The sequence below is a fragment of the Microcoleus sp. ARI1-B5 genome, assembly GCF_036705795.1.
Classification (GTDB): Bacteria; Cyanobacteriota; Cyanobacteriia; order Cyanobacteriales; family Microcoleaceae; genus Microcoleus.
Genome location: NZ_JAUBVK010000005.1, coordinates 383459 through 403385, shown reverse-complemented (window position 1 = coordinate 403385; position 19927 = coordinate 383459). Strand labels below are relative to the sequence as shown.

The following is a 19927-nucleotide window of genomic DNA, read 5'->3' as shown; positions in this document are numbered from 1 at the left end:
AATCTCTTTTTAGCTATTAACTTATGAGGAGCAAAAAAATGGTATCGCAACAGTATCCTTTAGCTTTGTTCACAACAACAGTTTTAATCACACTCACAGCTCAGCCGGGAGTTGCCTTTACTATTAAGTTAACAAATCCAGACTACTATGTCCCCTACACTGTGGGAGATGCGGAGGGTGCGGCTTGGATCGTTCCACCTACTGTTATTAAACCAGGTGGAACTAATGAGTTTAAAAGCTTGCTAAGCAACTTTTCTAGAAGATATCCAGGAAAATGGATTTTTGAGACAGGACAAGAATTAGAGGGAAGTTTTAACATTAAAGATTATTACGCCTGCGGCCCTCAAACTGACTGCGGAGTATCCTCTGCAAAAGGAGGAGTTGGGTCTAATATTTATTTACAGTTCGATCCCAAAGGTAATGACCCAAAAATTAACAGTGCAAATCCCGTAAAACTCAAGTGGATTCAACGGGTGAAGAGTAACCACAGTCTCACAACTTACATACATAATGACATAGAAAATATTCTTGACATCAATCGAGGACAAACAAACCCGTACTATTCCGGTTATGAAGGAAGTATATCTACATACAAGTATTTTGGAGATTCACCATATAGAGAAGATGCCTTGAACAATCATACCTGGAATGCTGAACTCTACTTGGTTGAAGAGGTTTTTATTCCACAAACCAAAACCAAGAAAGTCATAATTTACAATGGAATCAGATGGGGTTGGAGAAATCAAATATTTCGCCGGAAACAACCAGTTCCCGTCCCCGCTCCCGTTCCAGTGCCTGCTCCAACTCCAGTTCCAGTTCCCCAGGAAATTTGCCCACCACCACCAGGTTTCTTTAATAACAGCGGTAGCGTGATTATCGCCAGCAGTAGCAGCGGTGGTGGAGGGATAGGTTGTGTCACACCATCGCCGTCACCATCACCAACACCAAGACCATCGCCTACTCCCATCCCCAGCCCTCGTCCAGCACCGAGTCCGCGTCCAGCACCGAGTCCGCGTCCAGCACCGAGTCCGCGTCCAGCACCCAGCCCTCGTCCAGCACCCAGCCCTCGTCCAGCACCCAGCCCTCGTCCAGCACCCAGCCCTAGTGGTGGCGGTCGTCCGATTCGGGCAGTTCCCGCTTCTTCTCTCAGAAGCGCTAAAGCCCTTACCTTACCCCAGACGCCACTTTTTGACAGTGCTGACAAAGGTAACAATAACTATGCCACCGATTACGTGGACGTAGCAAGCGTCAGCCGCGACTTACTTGTCAGTCCTGAACTATCATCAACTGCTAACAACTCTGAAGATGTAAACGTAGCTAGCGTCAGTGGCGAACTGCTAGAAAATCCCGAACTATCATCAACTCCTAGCAGCGAAAAGAAAGTGGATTTAACTGACATCAGCAGCAATCTACTCCTAGATTCAGAACTATCATCAACAGACAGTAACGAAAACCAAGTTGATTTAGCAAACATCAGCGGCGACTTACTGGAAGACCCAGAATTATCATCAACCGACAGTAACGAAAATGAACTTGATTTAGCAGATATCAGCGGCGACTTACTTGAAGACCCAGAATTATCATCAACCGACAGTAACGAAAATGAACTTGATTTAGCAGGCATCAGCGGCGACTTACTGGAAGACCCAGAATTATCCTCAGAGGATAACAACTCCGTAGCCTCTAAAACTACAAACCCTGACGATGATGCCCTTCCAGCCGAAGCCGTTCCCGAACCCACTACCGGATTAGGCGCTTTCTTAGGACTCGGTGGATTAGGTCTACTCAAAAAGCTCAAAAACAGGAAAACCAAAGAGTAATGAAAACCCTTTACACCACCCTGTATGCCCTCAGCATCATCCTCATCAACCCCTGGGGAACTACGCGGGGCTTCATCTGGACATCGCCCAAAGTATTGATTGTTTGGCTAATAATTTCCCTCAATATCGCCCTTTTATTATGCCAAAAAACATCCCTCGCGATTCCCCAAAGCTGGAAAAATAGCTTCATACTTTGGACGATATTTCTCTCAATCGGAGCCATCTCTACCCTGCACAGTCCCTTCCCCTTAACCTCTTTTCTCGGTCAAGACCAAATGGGTGACGGTTGGCTGTACTGGCTGTTAATCGCGGCCTTTACTCTCAGCAATAGCTTGCTCTTAATCGCACGCCCGCAACTCATTAATTCCCAATTCCAAGGATTGCTAATTGGCGCAATCATCCTTTCTCTGAGTATCTTTCCCCAAATCATCGACTGGCGGATTGACTACACCGCTACAATGGGCAGACTTATCCGAGAGGATGTTCTCGCTAGCAGCATTTTTCAAGGACAACAACCAATAGGATTGTACTCCCACCGCGGCCACGCAGCTATAGTTTTAGCATTGACGGCAATTACTGCTCTTGTCGGTTGGTTTTGGAGATTTACGAATACTAAATTAACTGCAATTACTTTGATTTTAGCTGTTCCTGCACTGCTGCTCACATCTACCCGCAGTGCTATTGTAGCTTTGATTGTTGCCTGTGCTTATTTGCTCGATCGCCCTTATTACAAAATTCTCACCGGCACAGCCCTGATGGGCGCCCTCGCTGTGGGCATCATGACCCTTAACAGACCCCTCAACTGGCAAAAACCGACCATAGAACAAGTCATGTCCAGCCGATCGCCCATGTGGGAACTCGCAGCCAGAGGAATCAAAAAACGCCCGTTATTTGGATGGGGATTTGACGGCTTAGGGATTGCCTATCCATATATCAGAAATCCTCAAGTAACTCCGAGAGTTGTCAACTTGAACGAGTTTACCTACGACTATATTAACATAAAAGGTGAAATTAGCACCCGAGAAATTCCTACTTATAAAGCTCACAATTGGATTCTAGATACAACCGTATCAGTTGGTATTTTGGGGCTAATTGCTGGCCTTGCACTTTGGGGATATTATTTATCTTTAGCGCTGCAATCCTCTCTTCGCGGGATTGCAGCAGTTGCTATGGCTTATCTGGTTTTTGCTGTGACTTGGTTCGATTGCGCTCAATACGCACATATTGCATGGTGGACGCTCAGTTTCGCCGCTGTTAGATATCCTTGTTCTCAGGAGTACGAGAAGAGAAGATTAATTTCACATCAAGTTCAGCTTTCTTTATTTTGGGGTTTATTTATTGTCTTGTTAAGCGCGAGTTTTTATTTGACTAATGTAAAGAATATTAACAACTTTATTGTCAAATCAAAATTCTTCCTATTTACCGGAGAAATGTTAAGCTGTGGAAGTCGCAGCGGCGGGCCAACGGATAATCCGATAGATTCTCGATACGGAAAACAATCTTATCCTTGGACAGCGGAAATTAAATGGAGTTGTGCATACAATATCGCAGACTTTCAAGGCGATACTCTGATTGACAGGTTTAACTTTGCCAGAGATATTGCTGCTGCTAACGGTGGCGGAGTTGTCTATTTTCCAGCGGGGACTTATGAGTTTCCCGACAGTATCTATTTGAAATCGGGAGTAGTCATCCGAGGGGAAATTCCCGCAATGACTGATGCTAAACAAAGTGTGTACAATCCTCCGACAAAATTTGTGTTTCCTAAATACGAACCGCAACTTTCAGGGATGGGAACTCCGAACAGCACGGCTTTTAAAAGAATCTTTACTGAAAATCCTAATACTGATAGCAATATCGGTGTTGTCAATCTAGATATTAACCGATCGCCAATTTACTTGCTCAGCAACCTCGACTACAGTAAAAATCGAAATATTGTGGTTTACGGCCTCCGCAGCAATAACGTTGCCGAACCCAGTTCCTCAGTCCCTCACCTGAATTTTCAAGCAGCGTGGCAGCGATATGCCAATCCTTATGTGGCTAATATTAAAATCAATGCTTTGGCTAATGTTTTAATTGCCAACAATCGGCTTAACGACACTATAACAGATAATTACCAGCAACCTGAATATCAAGTAAAATCTGGCGAGACAGGTGCGATCGCACAATATGATGTTAGATTCGACTACAGCAACCATTTCGGTATCTTAGTCAACCGTTCCAAGGCTGGCAAATCTGAAGAAAATTTTGTGCCGGCGGCGGAACCAAGTGCTGAACCCGGTCTGTTTCGCAAAGGTATTGCGATTCGAGATAATTGGGTTTATCATACCATGAGGGCGGGCATCCGAGCGTCGGGAAATGGCTTGGTTGTTAAAAATAATGTGATTAGAGATGATGCCCGCAAGCGGTGGTGGACGGACGATACAGGCGCGGGTGTCGCTGGGGAAAATACGAGTTTTAACAGTCGGGCGATCGAATGGGCCGGCTGGAATGTTTTAATACAAGATAATGACTTTCAAGTGTACCGACATCAACTGAAAGATTCCGAGTTTCTCAGCAATGACGGAGGGGGAATTGTGATTCATGCTTGCTGCGGCGGAACTTCGGTTCGGCAAGCGGAGATTGTCGGTAATGCTGGCAATTCTTACATCGGTATTGCTCAACTGCCTCGGATTCGAGATGTGAGGATTTTTGGGAATAAGTTATTGTCCAATGTTAAGGGTGATTGGCCTTTGATTTATGTGAATGCCGATAGCAAGCAAAAAAATTATGAAATGCAGAATGTGATTGTAGAAAATAATACGGTTAAGGGGAGCGTCCTGGCAGTCGCGAGTCAGGGAGGAAGTGGAAATGCGATTAGAAATAACAGCGGTTTAAATGTTGGTTCGATTAAATCTTCTTGTCACGTTACTGTGACAAAAAATCAAGGCTTTGTGAGGTTTCCTTGCTGGCGGCGGAGTCAGGGGAAGGCGGAAAGAAAGCTGGTAAAATAGGGTAAGGTGCGCAGTGCACACCCTACAAATGTGAGTTGGGGTGTTAGTTTTGTTAGTGTTTTTTAGGCTTTTGAGGAAAAGGAATTCCCAAACTTTCGTGAAAAAGAAGCTGAGTTTTATAAGTCAAGCGGCGGTTGACTTGTTTGATGATTTTTTCCAAAAGCGCATCGCCGGTTTTTTCAATGAGAGGTTGAGACATCGATCGAATAAACTTGGGAAAGCAAACCCCCACAGCTAAATCCAGATTCCACGCAGTAATGGTAATCGCAGGCGGTAGCCGATCGCGTTCCGACGCAGGCCAATCGGCGGCAAACTCGTCAGACGGTATCTCCACTAGCTTCATTGCCGATCGAAAATCCACTTCATATCCGGGCGAGGTATAATTCGGAACCGGGATTGTCTTAATCAAATAGCAGCCTTCAGCGTCGGGCGGCAACAACTCTAAACCAATTCTCGCTTCAACGCGGTAGCCGAAAGCCCCAAAACGCCCGATTAATAGATCGTAGCCGTTTTCGCCGATCGGCTCGGCCTTCATCGGCAAAGCGCACTGACAAAACCAACTCTTGTGGTCGTTCAAATGCTGCGCCACCGTAGCAGCATCGGCGTACATCTCCATACTGTCTTCAAAATGCGTGTGAAACCAAATCGGCTCAACTTCCTCGCCTGCATCCGCACCTGCACTTTCGGGCTGTCTGAAACTCGCATCTGCGTAGCAATTTTCGTCAGAAGCTTCAACAGTTTGATATTCAGCGGAATCCTGCTTCATCATATGCTCTCCTGTAATACACGCCAATCAGTCGGGTTGGGGATGTGGTCGGGGAGTTTCCTCCCTACAATTGAGAAATCGATAGCAACAAAATTTACCCTAATTCAGCATAACTCGACTTATGAAAGCATTTGTAGCAGGAGCCACAGGCCAGACTGGCCGCCGAATTGTTGCAGAATTGGTCAAGCGGGGCATTCCCGTGCGCGCTTTAGTCCGAAATCTAGAGACAGCTAGGCAAATTTTACCACCGGAGGCAGAGTTAGTTACTGGCGATGTATTAAATGCGACTTCTATGGGCGATGCGATCGGCGACAGTACGGTGTTGCTGTGCGCGACGGGGGCGGCCCCGGGTTTTGACCCGACAGCGCCTTACAAGGTGGATTTTGAGGGTACTAAAAATTTGGTGGAGGCAGCTAAGGCTAAGAGAATTGAGCATTTTGTGCTGGTGACTTCTCTGTGCGTTTCTCAGTTTTTTCACCCGCTGAATTTGTTTTGGCTGATTCTGGTTTGGAAGAAGCAGGCGGAGGAGTATTTGCAAAAAAGCGGCTTGACTTATACGATCGTCCGTCCGGGCGGTCTCAAAAATGAGGATAATTCAGATGCGATCGTCATGAGGAGTGCAGATACACTGTTTGAAAGCAGCATTCCCCGCACTAAGGTAGCTCAAGTGTGCGTGGAGGCGCTGTTTCAGCCGGCTTCTCGCAACAAGGTTGTGGAAATTGTCGCGAAGCCGGAGGCCCCGCAAAAGAGTTTTGAGGAGTTGTTTGCAGGTGTGGTTTGATTGAATTAGGGCTGGTGTACTGGTTCCCAGAAACCGGGTTTTTTTACGAAAAGACACCTTGCAGCCAGCAGTTTCGGCAAAAAACCCGGTTTCTTTAGTCCCTGGTAGGTAACAAAGAAACCAGGTTTTTTTACGAGTAAATCTCAAATCTCAAATCTCAAATCGACGCTCCGCACCCGCGCCCAAGTCCCATCAGTACAAACCGCAAGGGAATTGCCAATTTTTCGATCGCCAAATCTGGCAAAATCTTAAGAGTTTGACAATCCGCCATTGAAATTTCCCCTTCCCCGCATGATGAAAACTCTCAAGTGGCCAGCTTGGTTCCCCTATCCGATTTCGTGGTTAAGGGCATTTGCTCTCGCTCAGAGTTTTAGTTTTGTCCTTCGCAGGGGGATTCCTTTCGCCAGCGACGATATCGGCTTTCTGACTCTGCTGCTGGCGGCTTGGCTAATTCAGTTACCTTTGTTCTTTGTCGCTCACTTTGTAGCCGTCAAAATCTTAAATCCCTTACTGACTGTGCTGCCGGGCCGTTTTCGAGTGGCGCGCAAGTTCAAGCGGCGGCATACTGGAGTGCGATCGCACTTGCGAGAAGGCTTGAATGCTGTAGTCGTGATTTTTTTTGCGTTTAATCTGGCGCTGCTGGTGCAAATGGCGATTTATTATTGGCCAGCGCGATCGATCGATCCGGCTAAGCTACTCACAGGAATCTCTACTCTAACAAATGTGGCGATCGCAGGTGAATTCGATTTCTGGCTGGTAAAATTGGCAGGAGCTTTATCGAGTTTAACACTGTTAGCCGCGCCGCTATACCAGCACGATTTCCGAGTGCGCCGGATGCGGGCGGCTCGAAAATGGGTTGAAATTGCCGAAATGGAAATGACTGCATTTGAAACTGAGAAAATCCGCCGTCGCAAAAGGAGTTTGCTGAGGCGATCGGAAATTCAAATCCTCGGATTTCTGCTGGTAATCGGCGCTGTAATTAGTGGCGCTGTTTTTTTGGTTGCCAATTTGCGGGGAAATCTGCAGTTTTCGCAGTCAGCAAGCGAGGTGAGAAAAATGCCGCCGCTGGCTATGAAAACCGGCGATCCTTACATTCGAGCTTTGATGCGAACTATTTCTGCTAGCGAGTCCAATGTTTCTCGGCCTTATCACGTTGTTTACGGTGGCAAATATGTATTAGATTTGAGCCGCCATCCTGACTGGTGCGTGAAGATTGTTAACGGCCCGAATCGGGGCAAGTGTACTACGGCGGCTGGTAGGTATCAATTTTTGACTACCACTTGGAAAGATAAGGCGAAGCGCTATCACCCGCGGCCTGGTAATTTTGTATTGTGGCAGGATTACAGTTTTGAACCGGAATATCAGGATGCTGTGGTTTATGCTTGGTTGAGCGATCGCAAGTTTTGGAAAGCTGATATTCCTGAGATGTTGCGGCAGGAAAGATTAACTGAAGTTTTGCGGATGCTGTCGGGAACTTGGACGAGTTTGGGATATGGAATTGAGAACAATTCTATGAGTTCGAGTTTGCCGAAAGTCTACCAGAAAGTGCTGCGGGAAGAATTGGCAAATGCTGGCTCGTAGGGAGTTATATCAAATAGGTTCGTAGTGCGGACTTAAGTCCGCGATTAGGACTAAAGTCCTCACTACAAACCAGGTTTTAGGTGCTAATTTACCCTCGGTTGAGTGATGTTTTCAAGAGCGAGGCAGAGCCTCTACGTATAGGTTCTAAGGCAGAGCCTAGCAACCAGTTAAAAATCTAAAATCTAAAATCTAAAATCTAAAATCGACTGACTGATGACTCTTTCAAATATGGTAAAAATGCAGTCAAACATTTGTACAATTCTAATCCAGGCCCAGCTTGCAGCGGATAAAGCCTGTCGAAATTAATCGGGTTTCCCGGCTCTAATTTCCACTTTGTTTGCTGTGCTGTTTTCGGGGAAATTTCGATCGCCACTGTGATGTTAATAATGTTGTTGTGCTGGGGGATTCCCCGAAAACAGTAGCTTTTACCAGTGCGCGTGTCGGAGTCGCTGCCGGTGATGTATCTGTCTCGTTTGCGAAATTGGATTTCTCGAAAAGGTCGATCGATCGCAAATGAATCTCGGTAGCGGTAGTCTCCGTCGGGCAAACTTTGTACAGTCGGTCTGATTTGAGCTATAACTGTTGTTGCACTAAGACTTAGCATCATTTACAGCGGTTCCTCCTGTGACATCGGTGATTTTGGTGGCTGGTGTCTGAGTCGCTGCGGGCGATCGGCTCAAACAGAACAAACTCGTAACAATTTAATAAGAGTTATTATGCCGTTTTACTCGCTCCCTGTTTATCGTGAATAATTATTTTATGGTTTCATCTCTGTTACGGATTTGAGTAATAATATAAATACTGAGCAAGCCCTGAGAAATTTGGCGGGCGCATATCTATGGATTAATTGAGGATACTGCTATGTTGGGCCTGACACGAAAAACCAAAAATTTAGGGCGGGTTGAAACCAGAAACCCGGAACTAGGAGGCTCTATCACCTCTGCGTCTGAAAGTAGCCGCAGCGTTCGATCGCGAGTTTACAAAGATGAGGCTTTAGTGTCCGCCTCGCTGGCGGGACTTCCGGCTCTTTTGGCATCCCTGGAAAGCTTTCGCGAGTAGTAGAGTTTGACAATTTCTCTTGTAAAAAGTCGCCAGTAGACTCAGCTAATTATTGCCAGACGCCGGAAAAGATATTCTTGACGGCGATCGCAATTCGATTTAAGTCTTCTTTCAGCAGCGGCGGCCAAGAAACTCCTCTGGCCCGTCCTGCTTCAAATTGCAGTAAACTGTCTACCGAGAGTAAATGGAGGGCAGAGATTAATTGCCGATCGAGCATTGGAGATTCTTGCAGCCCTTCAAACAATATTTTTAAAGCTAATAAAATCGATGTCACCTGTCCGGGTACGGGCGGTTGACCTTGTTTGAGGCGCATCAAGAAGGCGTCGGGATTTTTCTTGGTTTCCAGGGCTGTTCCTTGGTCGATCAGAAAACTGCGGGCTGTTTTGTAATCCATTTGACGTGCGATCGATCTCCTGCAATTAATTAGCTGGCATTATATCATCTTTTGTGGCGCTCAATTTGCTAATATAGCAGAACGAAGAAGGAAGAAGCAACTCGTAAGGTGCGCCACAAGCACCCTACAGCTACTCGTGAAGTGCGCATTCTCATGTACCGTACAAGCTCTCGGAAGGTGCGCCGCAGCGCACCCTACAGCTACTCTTGGTAGTGATGGGTAACTTTTACAGAACAGGAAAATAAGACAATGGCAAAACGGCAGGGAAATAGCAAAAAATCCAAGATTTATCGCTACTTGTGGCCGCTTTTTTTGTGTTTGAGCTTCCTGTTAGTTCCGGCCATCAAAAAAATAGCTGCCGAAACGCCATTTCCCCCGCCCGCTCCGATCGCAAATAATGCTAATTTGGGAGCGAGAATTCAAAGAACCATGGGGTTACTGGCCGGCAGCACTCCCACAGAACGCCACCAAGTACGCATCCTATTTTACGGTCAATCCATCACTCAGCAAGATTGGTGGCAAGATGTAGTAAAGGATTTGAAACAGCGATTTCCGAATGCAGATTTGATTGTGGACAATCGCGCCATCGGAGGATTTGCTGCCCCGATTTTAATCCGTCCCAGCGAACACGATTTGTATCCTTTTTATCCCGATTTGCTAATTTTTCACGTTTACGGAGGTGATGAAGATTACGAAGCCATAATTGCCAATGTTCGCCGCCGCACTGCTAGCGAAATACTCTTGCATTCAGACCACATAAACTGGTTGCCGACAGGTAACAGCAGCGACAATCCACAGCAAGTCAATGAATACGAATGGCACAACACTCATTCTACCAAATGGTTGCCTCAGTTAGCCGATAAATACGGCTGCGAAATCGCGGAAATTCGGCAACCTTGGCGCAGGTATTTGCAAGACAACCGCTTGCAGCCAAAACAGCTATTGAGCGACAGCATTCACCTCAACGCTTGGGGAAATTTTCTCCTGGCTGCTCTCATTAAACCGCACCTGCGATACAACCCAAATTCTGCTCGATTACCGCAGCAGGATTTAGTAAAAACCTATACGGTTGGTAAGGATGTTAAGTGGCAAGATGGTAAGTTGGTTTTAGAGTTTGAAGGGAATCGGATAGATGCGATCGCCGATAAAACCTTCAAGGGCGAGGCAATTTCTGCTAAAATTGCGATCGACGGCAAAAAACCCTCAGAATTTCCCGAACTTTACAGCATCACCAGACCCAGCGCTACTGTTGCCGTCCCTTGGCCGGCAATTCTCCAAATATCAAGTCAAAAACCGCTCATCGTCGAAGATTGGAAAGCTACAATCACTGAGATTAACAGCGATTCCAGCAAGTTTAAATTTGACGTGGTAGGTTCTAAAACAGGTTACGACGGCAGCGGTACAAACGACAAAATGTTTGTCTCCAAATCTGGCCGCGTCGCCATTGAACCGAGAAACTGGTGGCTGCAAAATGCCTATGAATACTCGAAAAAGCCTACTCCGAAAGGCTTTGAGATTTCGTGGCAGGTTCAGCCGATGTTTGTTGATTCATACATTCCGCCACAAATTGCAGATTCAAGTCGCGAATATCCTACAACATTGGCTCAGAATTTGAGCAACTCCAAACACATCCTCGAAATCATCCCCGAAACAGACGGGACAGTTCCTATTCAAGCAATTCGAGTGTATCGCCCTCCTTATATTCCTTCGCCATGAAGAAGGACTAAAGTCCTCACTGCAAACTTAATTTATGTAGTTATTTATTCAACCCGCTATACAAGCGGGTTTTGTTTGTAGAGACGCGGTTTCAACCGCCGAGTATTATCGAAGATTTATTAATTTCTGGTAATTCCCAACTCGTAAAACATCAACAGCGATAAAAAGAAATCCGCCACAAAAATAAACACCCACGAAGTCACCACCGCAGCCGTTGCAGCTTGACCTACTCCTTTCCCTCCGCCCGCCGTCGTCAACCCCCAACCGCAACCGACAAGGGCAATTATCAACCCAAAAATAAAACTCTTAATCGCCACAGTTACTAAATCCCAAGGCCCCAAAGAAGTCCGCACCGATTCCAAAAATACCGATGGTTCCAACTCATAAAAATTAACCGCCACAAACAGCCCGCCCAAAATCCCCACCGCCACCGCAAAAATTGTTAAAATCGGTAGCATGATGCAGCAAGCTATCACCCTCGGCACTACTAAATAATCCACCGGATTTGTTCTCAACATATACAGGGCGTCTATTTGTTCCGTCACCTGCATTTCTCCTATCTCCGCCGCAAAAGCCGAACCGACTTGTCCCGCCACCACGCCCGCCGTTAAAAGTGGTGCTAATTCGCCGCAAAATGCCACAGCAAAAGCACCTCCCACCGCCCCAACCGCCCCAAAGCGAAGCAATTCTCTAGCCGATTGAAAGGTAAAAATCATGCCGCCAAAAAAGGCTATTAGCAGCACGGAGCGCAAAGAATCCAGGCCTACTGTTACTAAATGTTCCATGATTTTGCGGCGGTCAATTTGGCCTTGGAGTACGCGCAGCAGCACTTGGCCGCCCAGGAACAGGGTCACTAAAAACCGCTGAAACCACCTGTTATGGAATGTTTCATCTAAATGTCGATCGCCCTTTTTTTGGTATTTTTTAAGCAATTACTGACGGCTCGCGATTAATTGCAAACAGGGCGAAGCACTGCCACTACTGAGATTTTCACCAATTGTACAGCAATTATTGCACCATTTGTCAACATATATTTTCAGTCTGCCAGCCTTGCGATTGGTGACTTATACGATTTTAGATTTTAGACTTCGGCGCGAGCGATCGCGCCGAAGTCTAAAATCGCAAATCTAAAATGCTCTGGCTACTCGGCAAGCAACAAATCGATAAACTTATCCAACTCTTCGTTATACTTGGAGGCTTGATCCTTGCCAATTCTTATCAGAGCCGATATCTTCTCTTCCGAGGCATCATCAATCGGCAGCGGTTTTTCGTGGCTCAAATCAGGAGTAATTCTCAAATATTGATGGGGTTTTTCAATTGCATCAAAAATTTGGATAATTTGATAATTTACAGTTTCAGCAACTCCCGTCATCATGATATTAATCAAAGGCTCAACCCACTCAACTTGACCCCAATTTTTCACTTCTTCGTAGGGAAATTTTTTCTGAGCTTGTCCCGTCCCCAGCGATAAAATTACCATATCTTTTGCTGTCGGGCCTCTGTCGGGGCGTTCGTCGGGAATTCTTAATTTATTTCTCACTTCCGCATAGGCACAAAGTGCGGGATTGTTTGCAAATACTCCCCCATCAACTAAAGCGTAGGATTCGTTTGTCAAAGAGTAGATTTTGGGAACTTCAAAGTAAGAGGGAGCGGCAGATGTGGCTCGGGCGATATCTCTGATAAAATAGTTTGCTTCGGGATATTTTTTAGCATCTATTTGATTGAAAAAGTGAGCTTTTCTCCTTTCGACATCGTAACTGGAAATTAAACAAGGTTTCAGCAGTTCGCTGAGTTTGCAATCGATAAAATTTTCCAAAAAGAATTCTTCTAGGCGATCGCTCGGATATTTCTCATCTACCAAACCGTCGAAAGATTTGAGTTTTTGCCAAAAAGAACTCTTAAAAACGTCGCGGCCGCTTTCGATCGAAAAATTAACAGCGTCTTCGGCTGTCCACCGGGGCCTGCTAGGATTTTCGGCATCGGGACACAAATAGATGCAGGTTAAAATTCCTCCCGCACTCGTGCCGGCGATTAAATCAAAATAGTCAGCTATTCTGGCATCTGGGTTGCCGCTTTTCTGTTGCAGCTTTGACTCAATGCTAACTCCAACTTGCGCGGGGATTATCCCTCTAATTCCTCCTCCATCTATGGATAAAACTCTGGTATATTTAGCCATAATTGTTGCCTCTCCTCGATGTTTGCTCGTTGGGTACAGTCCCGGACTCAAAAAGTTGTTTGATACGCTACTAAGAGCGGTAAGGCTCCATGCACGGCGCACCCTACATAATGCCGGTTTTGCGTCTAAGACTGTCCTAATCTAACATCTCAAATCTAAATTTAATTGGTGGGCTGCGATCGTGTAGCGAAAGATGTATTCGACAATTTCTACGTAATTGTAGGCTGCCGCTGGCGTGTCGGCCCAGACTGTGATGCCGTGATCGCGAATTAACAAAGCGGGTACAGAGGGCGCACAAACGGCAAAATATTCGCCAATTTCCTTGGCTATTTTAGGCACTTCCAAATAATTTGCAAAGAGGGGCATCGCCACCTGCGGGTTTTCCTCCCAGACTCCCAAACCTTTGAGCATTTCGATCGCGGGTAAAGGCACTGAATCCCCTGCTGTTAGCCGAGAAACTAAATTTGCCTCGATCGAGTGCACGTGATAGCAAGCTTTAGCGTCTGGAAAACAATTGTAAACGGCTAAATGAATGCTGGTTTCTGCCGAAGGGCGGCTGTCGGGAACAGGTTGCTCGACGATCGCGCCGTCGGAGCTGATTCTGATAAAATCTGAAGGGGTTAACTGCCCTTTCGCGCGGCCGCTAGCAGTAATCCAAAAACTGCCGTCTGGCAAGCGGGCTGAAAGATTGCCTGCAGTTCCAACCATCCAACCGCGATCGTAAAAATGTTTGGCTGCTGCAATTAAATCCGATCTCAAATCGCCACTCATTCTTTCCAAATCCTCAGTTTTTTATCTACTTTTTACGTTGATTGGAATTGCGCTGGCCTATTTAAACGTAGGGTGCTTATGGGTACTATTGGTGTGAACTTAACCTCAAACGTATTGCTGGTATTCTGTCTAGCGATTAAGGCTCGATCCCCCCTAGCCCCCCTTAAGAAGGGGGGGACAAGAAGCATTCAAAGTCCCCCCCTACTCCCCTTTTTAAGGGGAGTAGGGGTCGAGTAGGGGGTATGCGAGGGCGATCGAGACTCGACAAAAAACGAGAGATACAAAGGACTTTAGTGTTAAGTTGACACCACCCGTGCGCACCTTTGGAATACATATAGCCGAGAGTGCGATTTTTGCGCAATTCCTCGTTGAGTTTCAATTCCATTTCTGGGACAAAGTTTCCAACACGTCAAAAAAATTATCCCATTTAGTATACGGCTTTTGCTGTTCGTCCAGATACTCTGCCAGCCGATCGCGCGCAAACACAGAGTTCGCCTGCAAAGCCATGTTAAAATCCGTCAGAGAATCTCCGATCGCCACCTGTTCCTCGGCCGGGTGCAGGCTCATCACCCGCACCTTAGACACCAATTCTGCATCTCCTTCAAACTCAGAATTGACTTGCAAGCGAGGGCCGCTAGCGTCCACATCCACGGCGTAAATTGCGATCGCCCGGTGTGCCAAATCGCCCATAACCGCATCTACCATAATCCGAAGGCCGCCGGAAACGATCGCAAAATCCACCCTTTGCTCGTCCAAAAAATCCAGCAATTCCACCAATCCCGGCCGCATCAGCCTTCCCCTAGAAAATTCCACAATTTCCCCATAACATTCCGAGGGAATAGACTCTAGCAACTGCCGCACTCCCGATCGCAAACTCAGCCTTCTCGCGTACATTTCCGGCATCAGTTGAGACGACAATTCCGGTGCAAAATGCTTGAGCATTGCCACAAAAGTTTCTTCAACAGTTATCGTGCCGTCAAAGTCGCAGAATACCACCCGTTGCTGATTGTTCGGGATTGGAGATTTTTGCTTGTCCGACATCATTCGCACCATTCGAGAACGGGAAAAGTTTACACAATTCATCGTACACCGAATAGTTGACAGTTGACCTGTGACAGCAAACAGTTGACAGTTGACCTGTGACAGTTGACCTGTGACAGTTGACCTGTGACAGAAGGAAGAAGGAAGAAGAAAACAGTCATCTTCTGAAAGGGTTTCAGCAATTAATAACTTCCTCACCTTCAGGGGCTTTGCTATAATAGCGACGCGCTGTTTGTTGGCAATTGCCCGCAGGATTTTATGCAGATTCTTCCAAAGAATCTTCGAGCTCGTCATCGATATCGTCTTCGATATCGTCATCGATATCGTCTTCGAGACCGTCTTCGAGGAATGCTTCCACATCCTGCTTTTGATTTTTGGTCTTTTGAGGAGTAGCCTTAGCAGGCAAACAGATTAAATTGTCATCCTCAGTATTAATCAAACCTTTCGATCGCAACTTGCCCATCAGCCGCGTCACCGTCACCCGCGTCGAGCCGATGGCGCTACCAATTTGAGCGTGAGTCAATGCCCAAGGCAGCCGATAGCCCCGAACCACATCCGGTTCTCCCTCACCTACGTAGGGTTCGCCGAACTCTTCGATCAGCAAAGTGAGAAAACCCAGCAATCGGTCGATCGTGCGGCGCTGTCCCAAAGTGCTCAGCCAGAGGAGTTTTCGCTGGTGCTGGTAGCGAAACGCATCCAAAATTTCCCGGCGGAAGTGAGGCCAATTATCCAAGTCGTGCCAGTACATCCACACTACGTGAGTGTGATCGGCGTGGGCGTAAGCTTGGAGCGTAAACGGAGACTGAGCAACCAGTTCAAAGGGCTGACCGGCGCCGACGAAGCCGAGAAAAGCTTCTTCTGTAGCTTTGGGAGCCGATTTCGACTTCGCCGTAGCGACGCTAACTTGAGCGCTGCCTACGAGCCGCACAGAACCTTTCTGGACTAAATAGAGCAGTCCGGGTCTGGCGGGAATCTTCTCGTCTTTGCTAAAAGTCCGGCAGCGGTAGTGTTCCTGGGCCCAGTCGATAATTCGCTGCCAGGTGATAAACGGTCGGTCGATCGTCTCTAGAGGTGTGGAAGTTGATTGCATAAGTGAGGCTCTGGGATATATTTAATTAGTGAGAAAAACAGCTTCTGCCAGCATTGCGATACAAAGTGAGACAACCAACCCCCGATCGAGCTTGCACGCTTCTTAACTGTGCTGACTTTTTTCTGTTTTACCGAAAAATTCAATGTAGCAAAAAATACATCAAAATAGTATAATTCAGCAAAGAGTCGATCGTAAATTATTGTATATTTAGCCGAAAAATCGCTATAAAGCCGATGGCTTCGATGTAGGCCCCCCCGAAAAAGGCGATCGACTATCTCTGATATCAGCAGTTTAACGTACAAGAACAGTGCAAGTGGTAACAGTATCCAGTCACTTTTACCGCAGGATCGGCCGATATGGATACAGCAAATATCTCCCAGTGCCCCGAAGTTACAGTGAAGAGTTTCTTGCTCTTAAGGTTCCAAGGCGCGATCGCCCAGCAGGGGACAATGAGCGAAATTCCGTTAAATCGGGCTAAAAATAGGGAGCGGGTGGTGTACGTGTCTGCGATCGCCCTGAAATTAGCTAAAACTTGGCAGCAGACACCGCAGGATCTCGCCGCACAGTTGGCTGAAACTCTCCAACCGCTGTGTTGGCCAAATTTCGCCGTTAAAGTCGCGCCGGCTGGCATAATTGAGCTGGAGTTGACTGATGCGGGTTTAGCTTTCTGGTTGCAGCGTTTAGCTCAAATTCCCCTCCCAGTTCCAGAATATCGAATCTTATCTCCTGTTGTCTGTGCCGATCGGCTGTTTCCGATTCAGTACAGCCACGCGCGCTGCTGTTCCCTGCTGCGAATGGCCGATCGCGATCGCCTAATTTCGATCGCACAGCCGGATGTCACCACAGCACCGCAAATTTGGTCGCTGGCGGCCCCAAATCCTATTCCTTGGGTTGATAAGGGCGATCGACTGCGGTTAGTACATCCAGCAGAACGCAGTTTAATTTCGCAACTAATCACAGTGCTAGACAGTTTAGCTCCGATTTTTACGAATTGCAGCCCTGAAAAACCTGTCAATTATTTCAAATTAGCTAATAGTTTGAGCGAAGCATTTCAGATTTTTTACAGTCAATGTCGGATTTGGGGAGAAGTTAAAATAGAAACACCAAAACTCGCCCAAGCCCGATTGGGTTTAGTATTAGCAACTCAATCTTTGCTGCGGTTTATCCTAGAAGAATTATTGAGCGCCGTTGCTTTTTTAGAACTTTGATTTAATCTTCATTTTTAGCAACATTTCTTCATACTCAGAGGTGGCTTTCCGAAAGTTGCCTTGACTTCTTCCATCGGAAAATCTCTCTATTTTATCTGGCTCACCATGAACGATCCAGTAAGCTACTGTCGGATATAAATTTTCTAAAAACTTAGCTATTTGTTGATAAATTTTCCCTCACTCATTAATAAAATTAATTTCTTTTCTATAAGTTGGGCAGTCTTATTTTGTTTGATTTCTTTAAGTAATCTTTCTTTTTGCTTTTTATACAAATGATTTTTAGCTGACCTCTAGGGCTGTGTTCCTTAAAATACTTAATCTTATATTATACAATTAAGCTGCTACGCAGCTTATCTATTGGCTATCCAGTATGCTCGAAAAACAAGAAGAAGATTACAGCTTAGTAGGAACGAATCCTCTCCCTCTTCAGGAAATCCAAGAGGATATAGCCTTACCAGAGACGGTACTTCTGACCAATCCGCCTCTAAAACTTTCCAAACCGGAAACTCGGTCAAGCCTCAGAGCACTAACTTTGGAGGGTGTCTTCGCTACGCTTTTTTACAGCATCATTGGCGGCGCGTTGCTCAGTAATTTCTTGCTGGATTTGGGGGCTGGTGCAGTGGAAATTGGTATGCTCGCCTCCATTCCTCAACTGGTAAATCTGCTCCAACCGTTCGGAGCTTATATAGGAGACCGAATGCAGAGCCGCCACAATTATTCCCTCTGCATTTTCGGAATGTCGCGACTGCTGTGGCTGATTCTCGTGCCAGCCATTTGGTTGGGAGGCTCCTTTGATCTCGCTGCACATCAGCTAGTGCAGTTGACATTGGCAATCATCTGGGTAACTCAAGTCTTAGAATCTTTAGGTCGTGCTTCCTTCTTGAGCTGGTTGGCGGCGTTAGTACCTCAGCGGTTGCGCGGGCGGTATTTTGGCTTTCGCAATAGTGCTGTCAGCTTGACGAATCTCATTGGTGTGCCGTTGCTGGCTCTAGTGGTATCGAACTGGCCCGGTGGAAGGCTCGAAGGTTACAGTGCCATCTTGGTTTTAGGAATTGTGCTTGGCGTCATCAGTCTAGGTTGTCAGTTCTTTATGACCGATGTGAACCCAAAGCTTGTACAGGTCACGCATTCAGATACAGGCGAAAAATCATCCACAGGGACAATTTTTAGCTTTCTCAAGGAAGCCAATTTTTTAAAGTTTTTGCTTTACTGTGGTCTATGGAGCTTTGCCGTTAACGTCAGCGCGCCCTTCTTTAACCTTTACTTACTGGATGACCTAGATATAGATGTCAGCGTGGTAACGCTCTATAGCAGCTTAGGTGCTGGTGCTAACTTGCTGATGCTGGTTTTTTGGGGGAAGCTGGCTGACCGGGTTGGGAATCGCCCGATTATGCTAGTAGTGGGAATTTTGGTGGCTCTGACCCCTCTGCTCTGGCTAGAAGCTGGAACGGCTCCAATTTTTCTATGGGTATGGTTCCCCCTGTTGCACATCATCGGCGGTGGGACGTGGGCGGCGATCGACCTGTGCAGCAACAATCTTCTCATGGGAGTGGCACCGTTGTTGCATCAGTCCCTTTACTTTGCGATCGCGGCCGCAGTTCCTGGTGTCACTGGGGCAATGGGAATCACCGTTGGTGGCTTTCTCGCCACTTTGACCAATCTCGGTGGCTTGCCAGGGGTGTTTGCGCTCTCAGCCGTCTTACGACTGGCGGCTCTCCTGACCTTGGTTTTTGTTCGCGAGCAGCGTTCTGTGTCTGTGGGTAAGTTTTGGCTGCTCTTGTTGCCAGCTTGGTGGAGAAGAGTGCCGATTGAACCGGGAGACATCAGGTTTCAACCATTAATAATTGAAGAGTTGGACTGTCCGCCTGAAAGCTCATGCGATCGCTCTTCAACTCTTGATTGATTGTACGGCACAAGAGTATAAGACGCCGGCAGCAACCAAATCTGTAACTACTCGCTCATTAAAAAAAGTCCGAAAATAATTCATAAAAGAGTTGATTAACCATTTTTAAAGTGTTAAAATACTCATCATATCATCTAAGATGTGACGGCTGTTGGATCGCTTTTTTTCAGAAATATAAAGTCTGGCAAGTCGGGATAAGTTTTGTATCGTATCTAATTATTTTTGGGTGCGTTCAACATTTTTTACGATGGCGATCGAGCTTTGACCAAAAATTTCAAAGGTGGTACCCGCCACGCGATCGATCCGTGGAATCAATCCAAAATCTTCAACGCTCATCCTTGCGTCCCCCGCATTTATCCGTGGGGTCAATCTAAAATCTAAAATCTAAAATCTAAAATCGATTGACGAACGATCGCCAATTCTCCCGCTCGTCAATCGCTCCTGGAACGACGATGCTCAATTTCATCACTTGACGAGCGGCCGTTAATGTTTCTTCAAATTCTTGCGTTGTAAAATAGCGAGAGTTTTCTTCAGTTTTTTGAGGATACATCTCAGGGTCACACTACCACGTATAGCCTCTCCCGGGCGTCAAATTCATCGGTGACTATCCCAAGATAATGCCTGCATCTAA

The 19927-nt window shown here is 46.5% G+C and carries 17 protein-coding genes; 8 read left to right on the top strand and 9 right to left on the bottom strand.

Going from position 1 to position 19927, the window contains the following annotated elements:
• Positions 1-38 precede the first annotated feature (38 nt).
• Positions 39-1820, top strand: a complete 1782-nt coding sequence (locus QUB63_RS11390; protein WP_332945191.1) for a PEP-CTERM sorting domain-containing protein — start codon at positions 39-41, stop codon at positions 1818-1820.
• Complete coding sequence (locus tag QUB63_RS11385; protein WP_332945190.1) at positions 1820-4810, top strand: O-antigen ligase family protein; 2991 nt, start codon at positions 1820-1822, stop codon at positions 4808-4810. Before QUB63_RS11390 ends, QUB63_RS11385 begins: the two co-directional genes overlap by 1 nt.
• Positions 4811-4862: 52 nt before the next feature.
• Here QUB63_RS11385 and QUB63_RS11380 read toward each other — a convergent pair whose 3' ends face one another.
• Positions 4863-5576 (bottom strand): DUF1997 domain-containing protein, encoded by a 714-nt coding sequence (locus QUB63_RS11380; protein ID WP_332945224.1) that lies wholly within the window; start codon positions 5574-5576, stop codon positions 4863-4865.
• A 121-nt stretch (positions 5577-5697) separates the two neighbouring features.
• Here QUB63_RS11380 and QUB63_RS11375 point away from each other — a divergent pair, with 121 nt between their 5' ends.
• Both QUB63_RS11375 and QUB63_RS35020 read left to right on the top strand, forming a co-directional pair.
• Complete coding sequence (locus QUB63_RS11375) at positions 5698-6357, top strand: NAD(P)H-binding protein (protein ID WP_332945189.1); 660 nt, start codon at positions 5698-5700, stop codon at positions 6355-6357.
• An 876-nt stretch (positions 6358-7233) separates the two neighbouring features.
• On the top strand, positions 7234-7938 hold the full coding sequence (locus tag QUB63_RS35020; protein WP_442921835.1) for a glycoside hydrolase family 24 protein: 705 nt from the start codon (positions 7234-7236) through the stop codon (positions 7936-7938).
• 196 nt (positions 7939-8134) lie between these two features.
• Here the strand turns inward: QUB63_RS35020 and QUB63_RS11365 are convergent, their stop codons facing one another.
• Positions 8135-8545: a hypothetical protein gene (locus QUB63_RS11365; RefSeq protein WP_332945186.1), complete on the bottom strand. Its 411-nt coding sequence runs from the start codon at positions 8543-8545 to the stop codon at positions 8135-8137.
• Positions 8546-8799: 254 nt separating this feature from the next.
• Between QUB63_RS11365 and QUB63_RS11360 the strand changes: the two genes are divergently transcribed.
• Complete coding sequence (locus tag QUB63_RS11360; protein ID WP_332945184.1) at positions 8800-8997, top strand: hypothetical protein; 198 nt, start codon at positions 8800-8802, stop codon at positions 8995-8997.
• Between the two features lie 49 nt (positions 8998-9046).
• Here the strand turns inward: QUB63_RS11360 and QUB63_RS11355 are convergent, their stop codons facing one another.
• Complete coding sequence (locus QUB63_RS11355; protein ID WP_332945183.1) at positions 9047-9391, bottom strand: Dethiobiotin synthetase; 345 nt, start codon at positions 9389-9391, stop codon at positions 9047-9049.
• Between the two features lie 249 nt (positions 9392-9640).
• Between QUB63_RS11355 and QUB63_RS11350 the strand changes: the two genes are divergently transcribed.
• Positions 9641-11107: an SGNH/GDSL hydrolase family protein gene (locus tag QUB63_RS11350; protein ID WP_332945182.1), complete on the top strand. Its 1467-nt coding sequence runs from the start codon at positions 9641-9643 to the stop codon at positions 11105-11107.
• A gap of 119 nt (positions 11108-11226) precedes the next feature.
• On the opposite strand, the gene QUB63_RS11345 is transcribed toward QUB63_RS11350, so the two are convergent.
• From QUB63_RS11345 to QUB63_RS11325, 5 genes are all read right to left on the bottom strand, one after another.
• Positions 11227-12039 (bottom strand): MlaE family lipid ABC transporter permease subunit, encoded by an 813-nt coding sequence (locus QUB63_RS11345; protein WP_332945180.1) that lies wholly within the window; start codon positions 12037-12039, stop codon positions 11227-11229.
• 209 nt (positions 12040-12248) lie between these two features.
• Positions 12249-13283, bottom strand: coding sequence for a patatin-like phospholipase family protein (locus QUB63_RS11340; RefSeq protein WP_332945179.1), 1035 nt, complete (start codon positions 13281-13283; stop codon positions 12249-12251).
• 141 nt (positions 13284-13424) lie between these two features.
• Positions 13425-14054 carry a methylthioribulose 1-phosphate dehydratase gene (mtnB, locus tag QUB63_RS11335; protein ID WP_332945178.1) on the bottom strand — a complete coding sequence of 210 codons (630 nt, stop codon included), beginning with the start codon at positions 14052-14054 and terminating at the stop codon, positions 13425-13427.
• Positions 14055-14429: 375 nt separating this feature from the next.
• A complete protein-coding gene (locus tag QUB63_RS11330; protein WP_332945177.1) occupies positions 14430-15389 on the bottom strand; it encodes an HAD-IB family phosphatase in 960 nt (319 codons plus the stop codon).
• Positions 15352-16185, bottom strand: coding sequence for a Crp/Fnr family transcriptional regulator (locus tag QUB63_RS11325; protein WP_442921828.1), 834 nt, complete (start codon positions 16183-16185; stop codon positions 15352-15354). The genes QUB63_RS11330 and QUB63_RS11325 overlap by 38 nt, the downstream gene beginning before the upstream one ends.
• Positions 16186-16541: 356 nt before the next feature.
• Between QUB63_RS11325 and QUB63_RS11320 the strand changes: the two genes are divergently transcribed.
• Together QUB63_RS11320 and QUB63_RS11315 are read left to right on the top strand one after the other, a co-directional pair.
• Complete coding sequence (locus QUB63_RS11320) at positions 16542-17393, top strand: DALR anticodon-binding domain-containing protein (RefSeq protein WP_332945176.1); 852 nt, start codon at positions 16542-16544, stop codon at positions 17391-17393.
• Positions 17394-17763: 370 nt separating this feature from the next.
• Positions 17764-19296 (top strand): MFS transporter, encoded by a 1533-nt coding sequence (locus tag QUB63_RS11315; RefSeq protein WP_332945175.1) that lies wholly within the window; start codon positions 17764-17766, stop codon positions 19294-19296.
• Positions 19297-19687: 391 nt separating this feature from the next.
• Here QUB63_RS11315 and QUB63_RS11310 read toward each other — a convergent pair whose 3' ends face one another.
• Positions 19688-19846: a hypothetical protein gene (locus QUB63_RS11310; protein WP_332945173.1), complete on the bottom strand. Its 159-nt coding sequence runs from the start codon at positions 19844-19846 to the stop codon at positions 19688-19690.
• Positions 19847-19927: the final 81 nt, after the last annotated feature.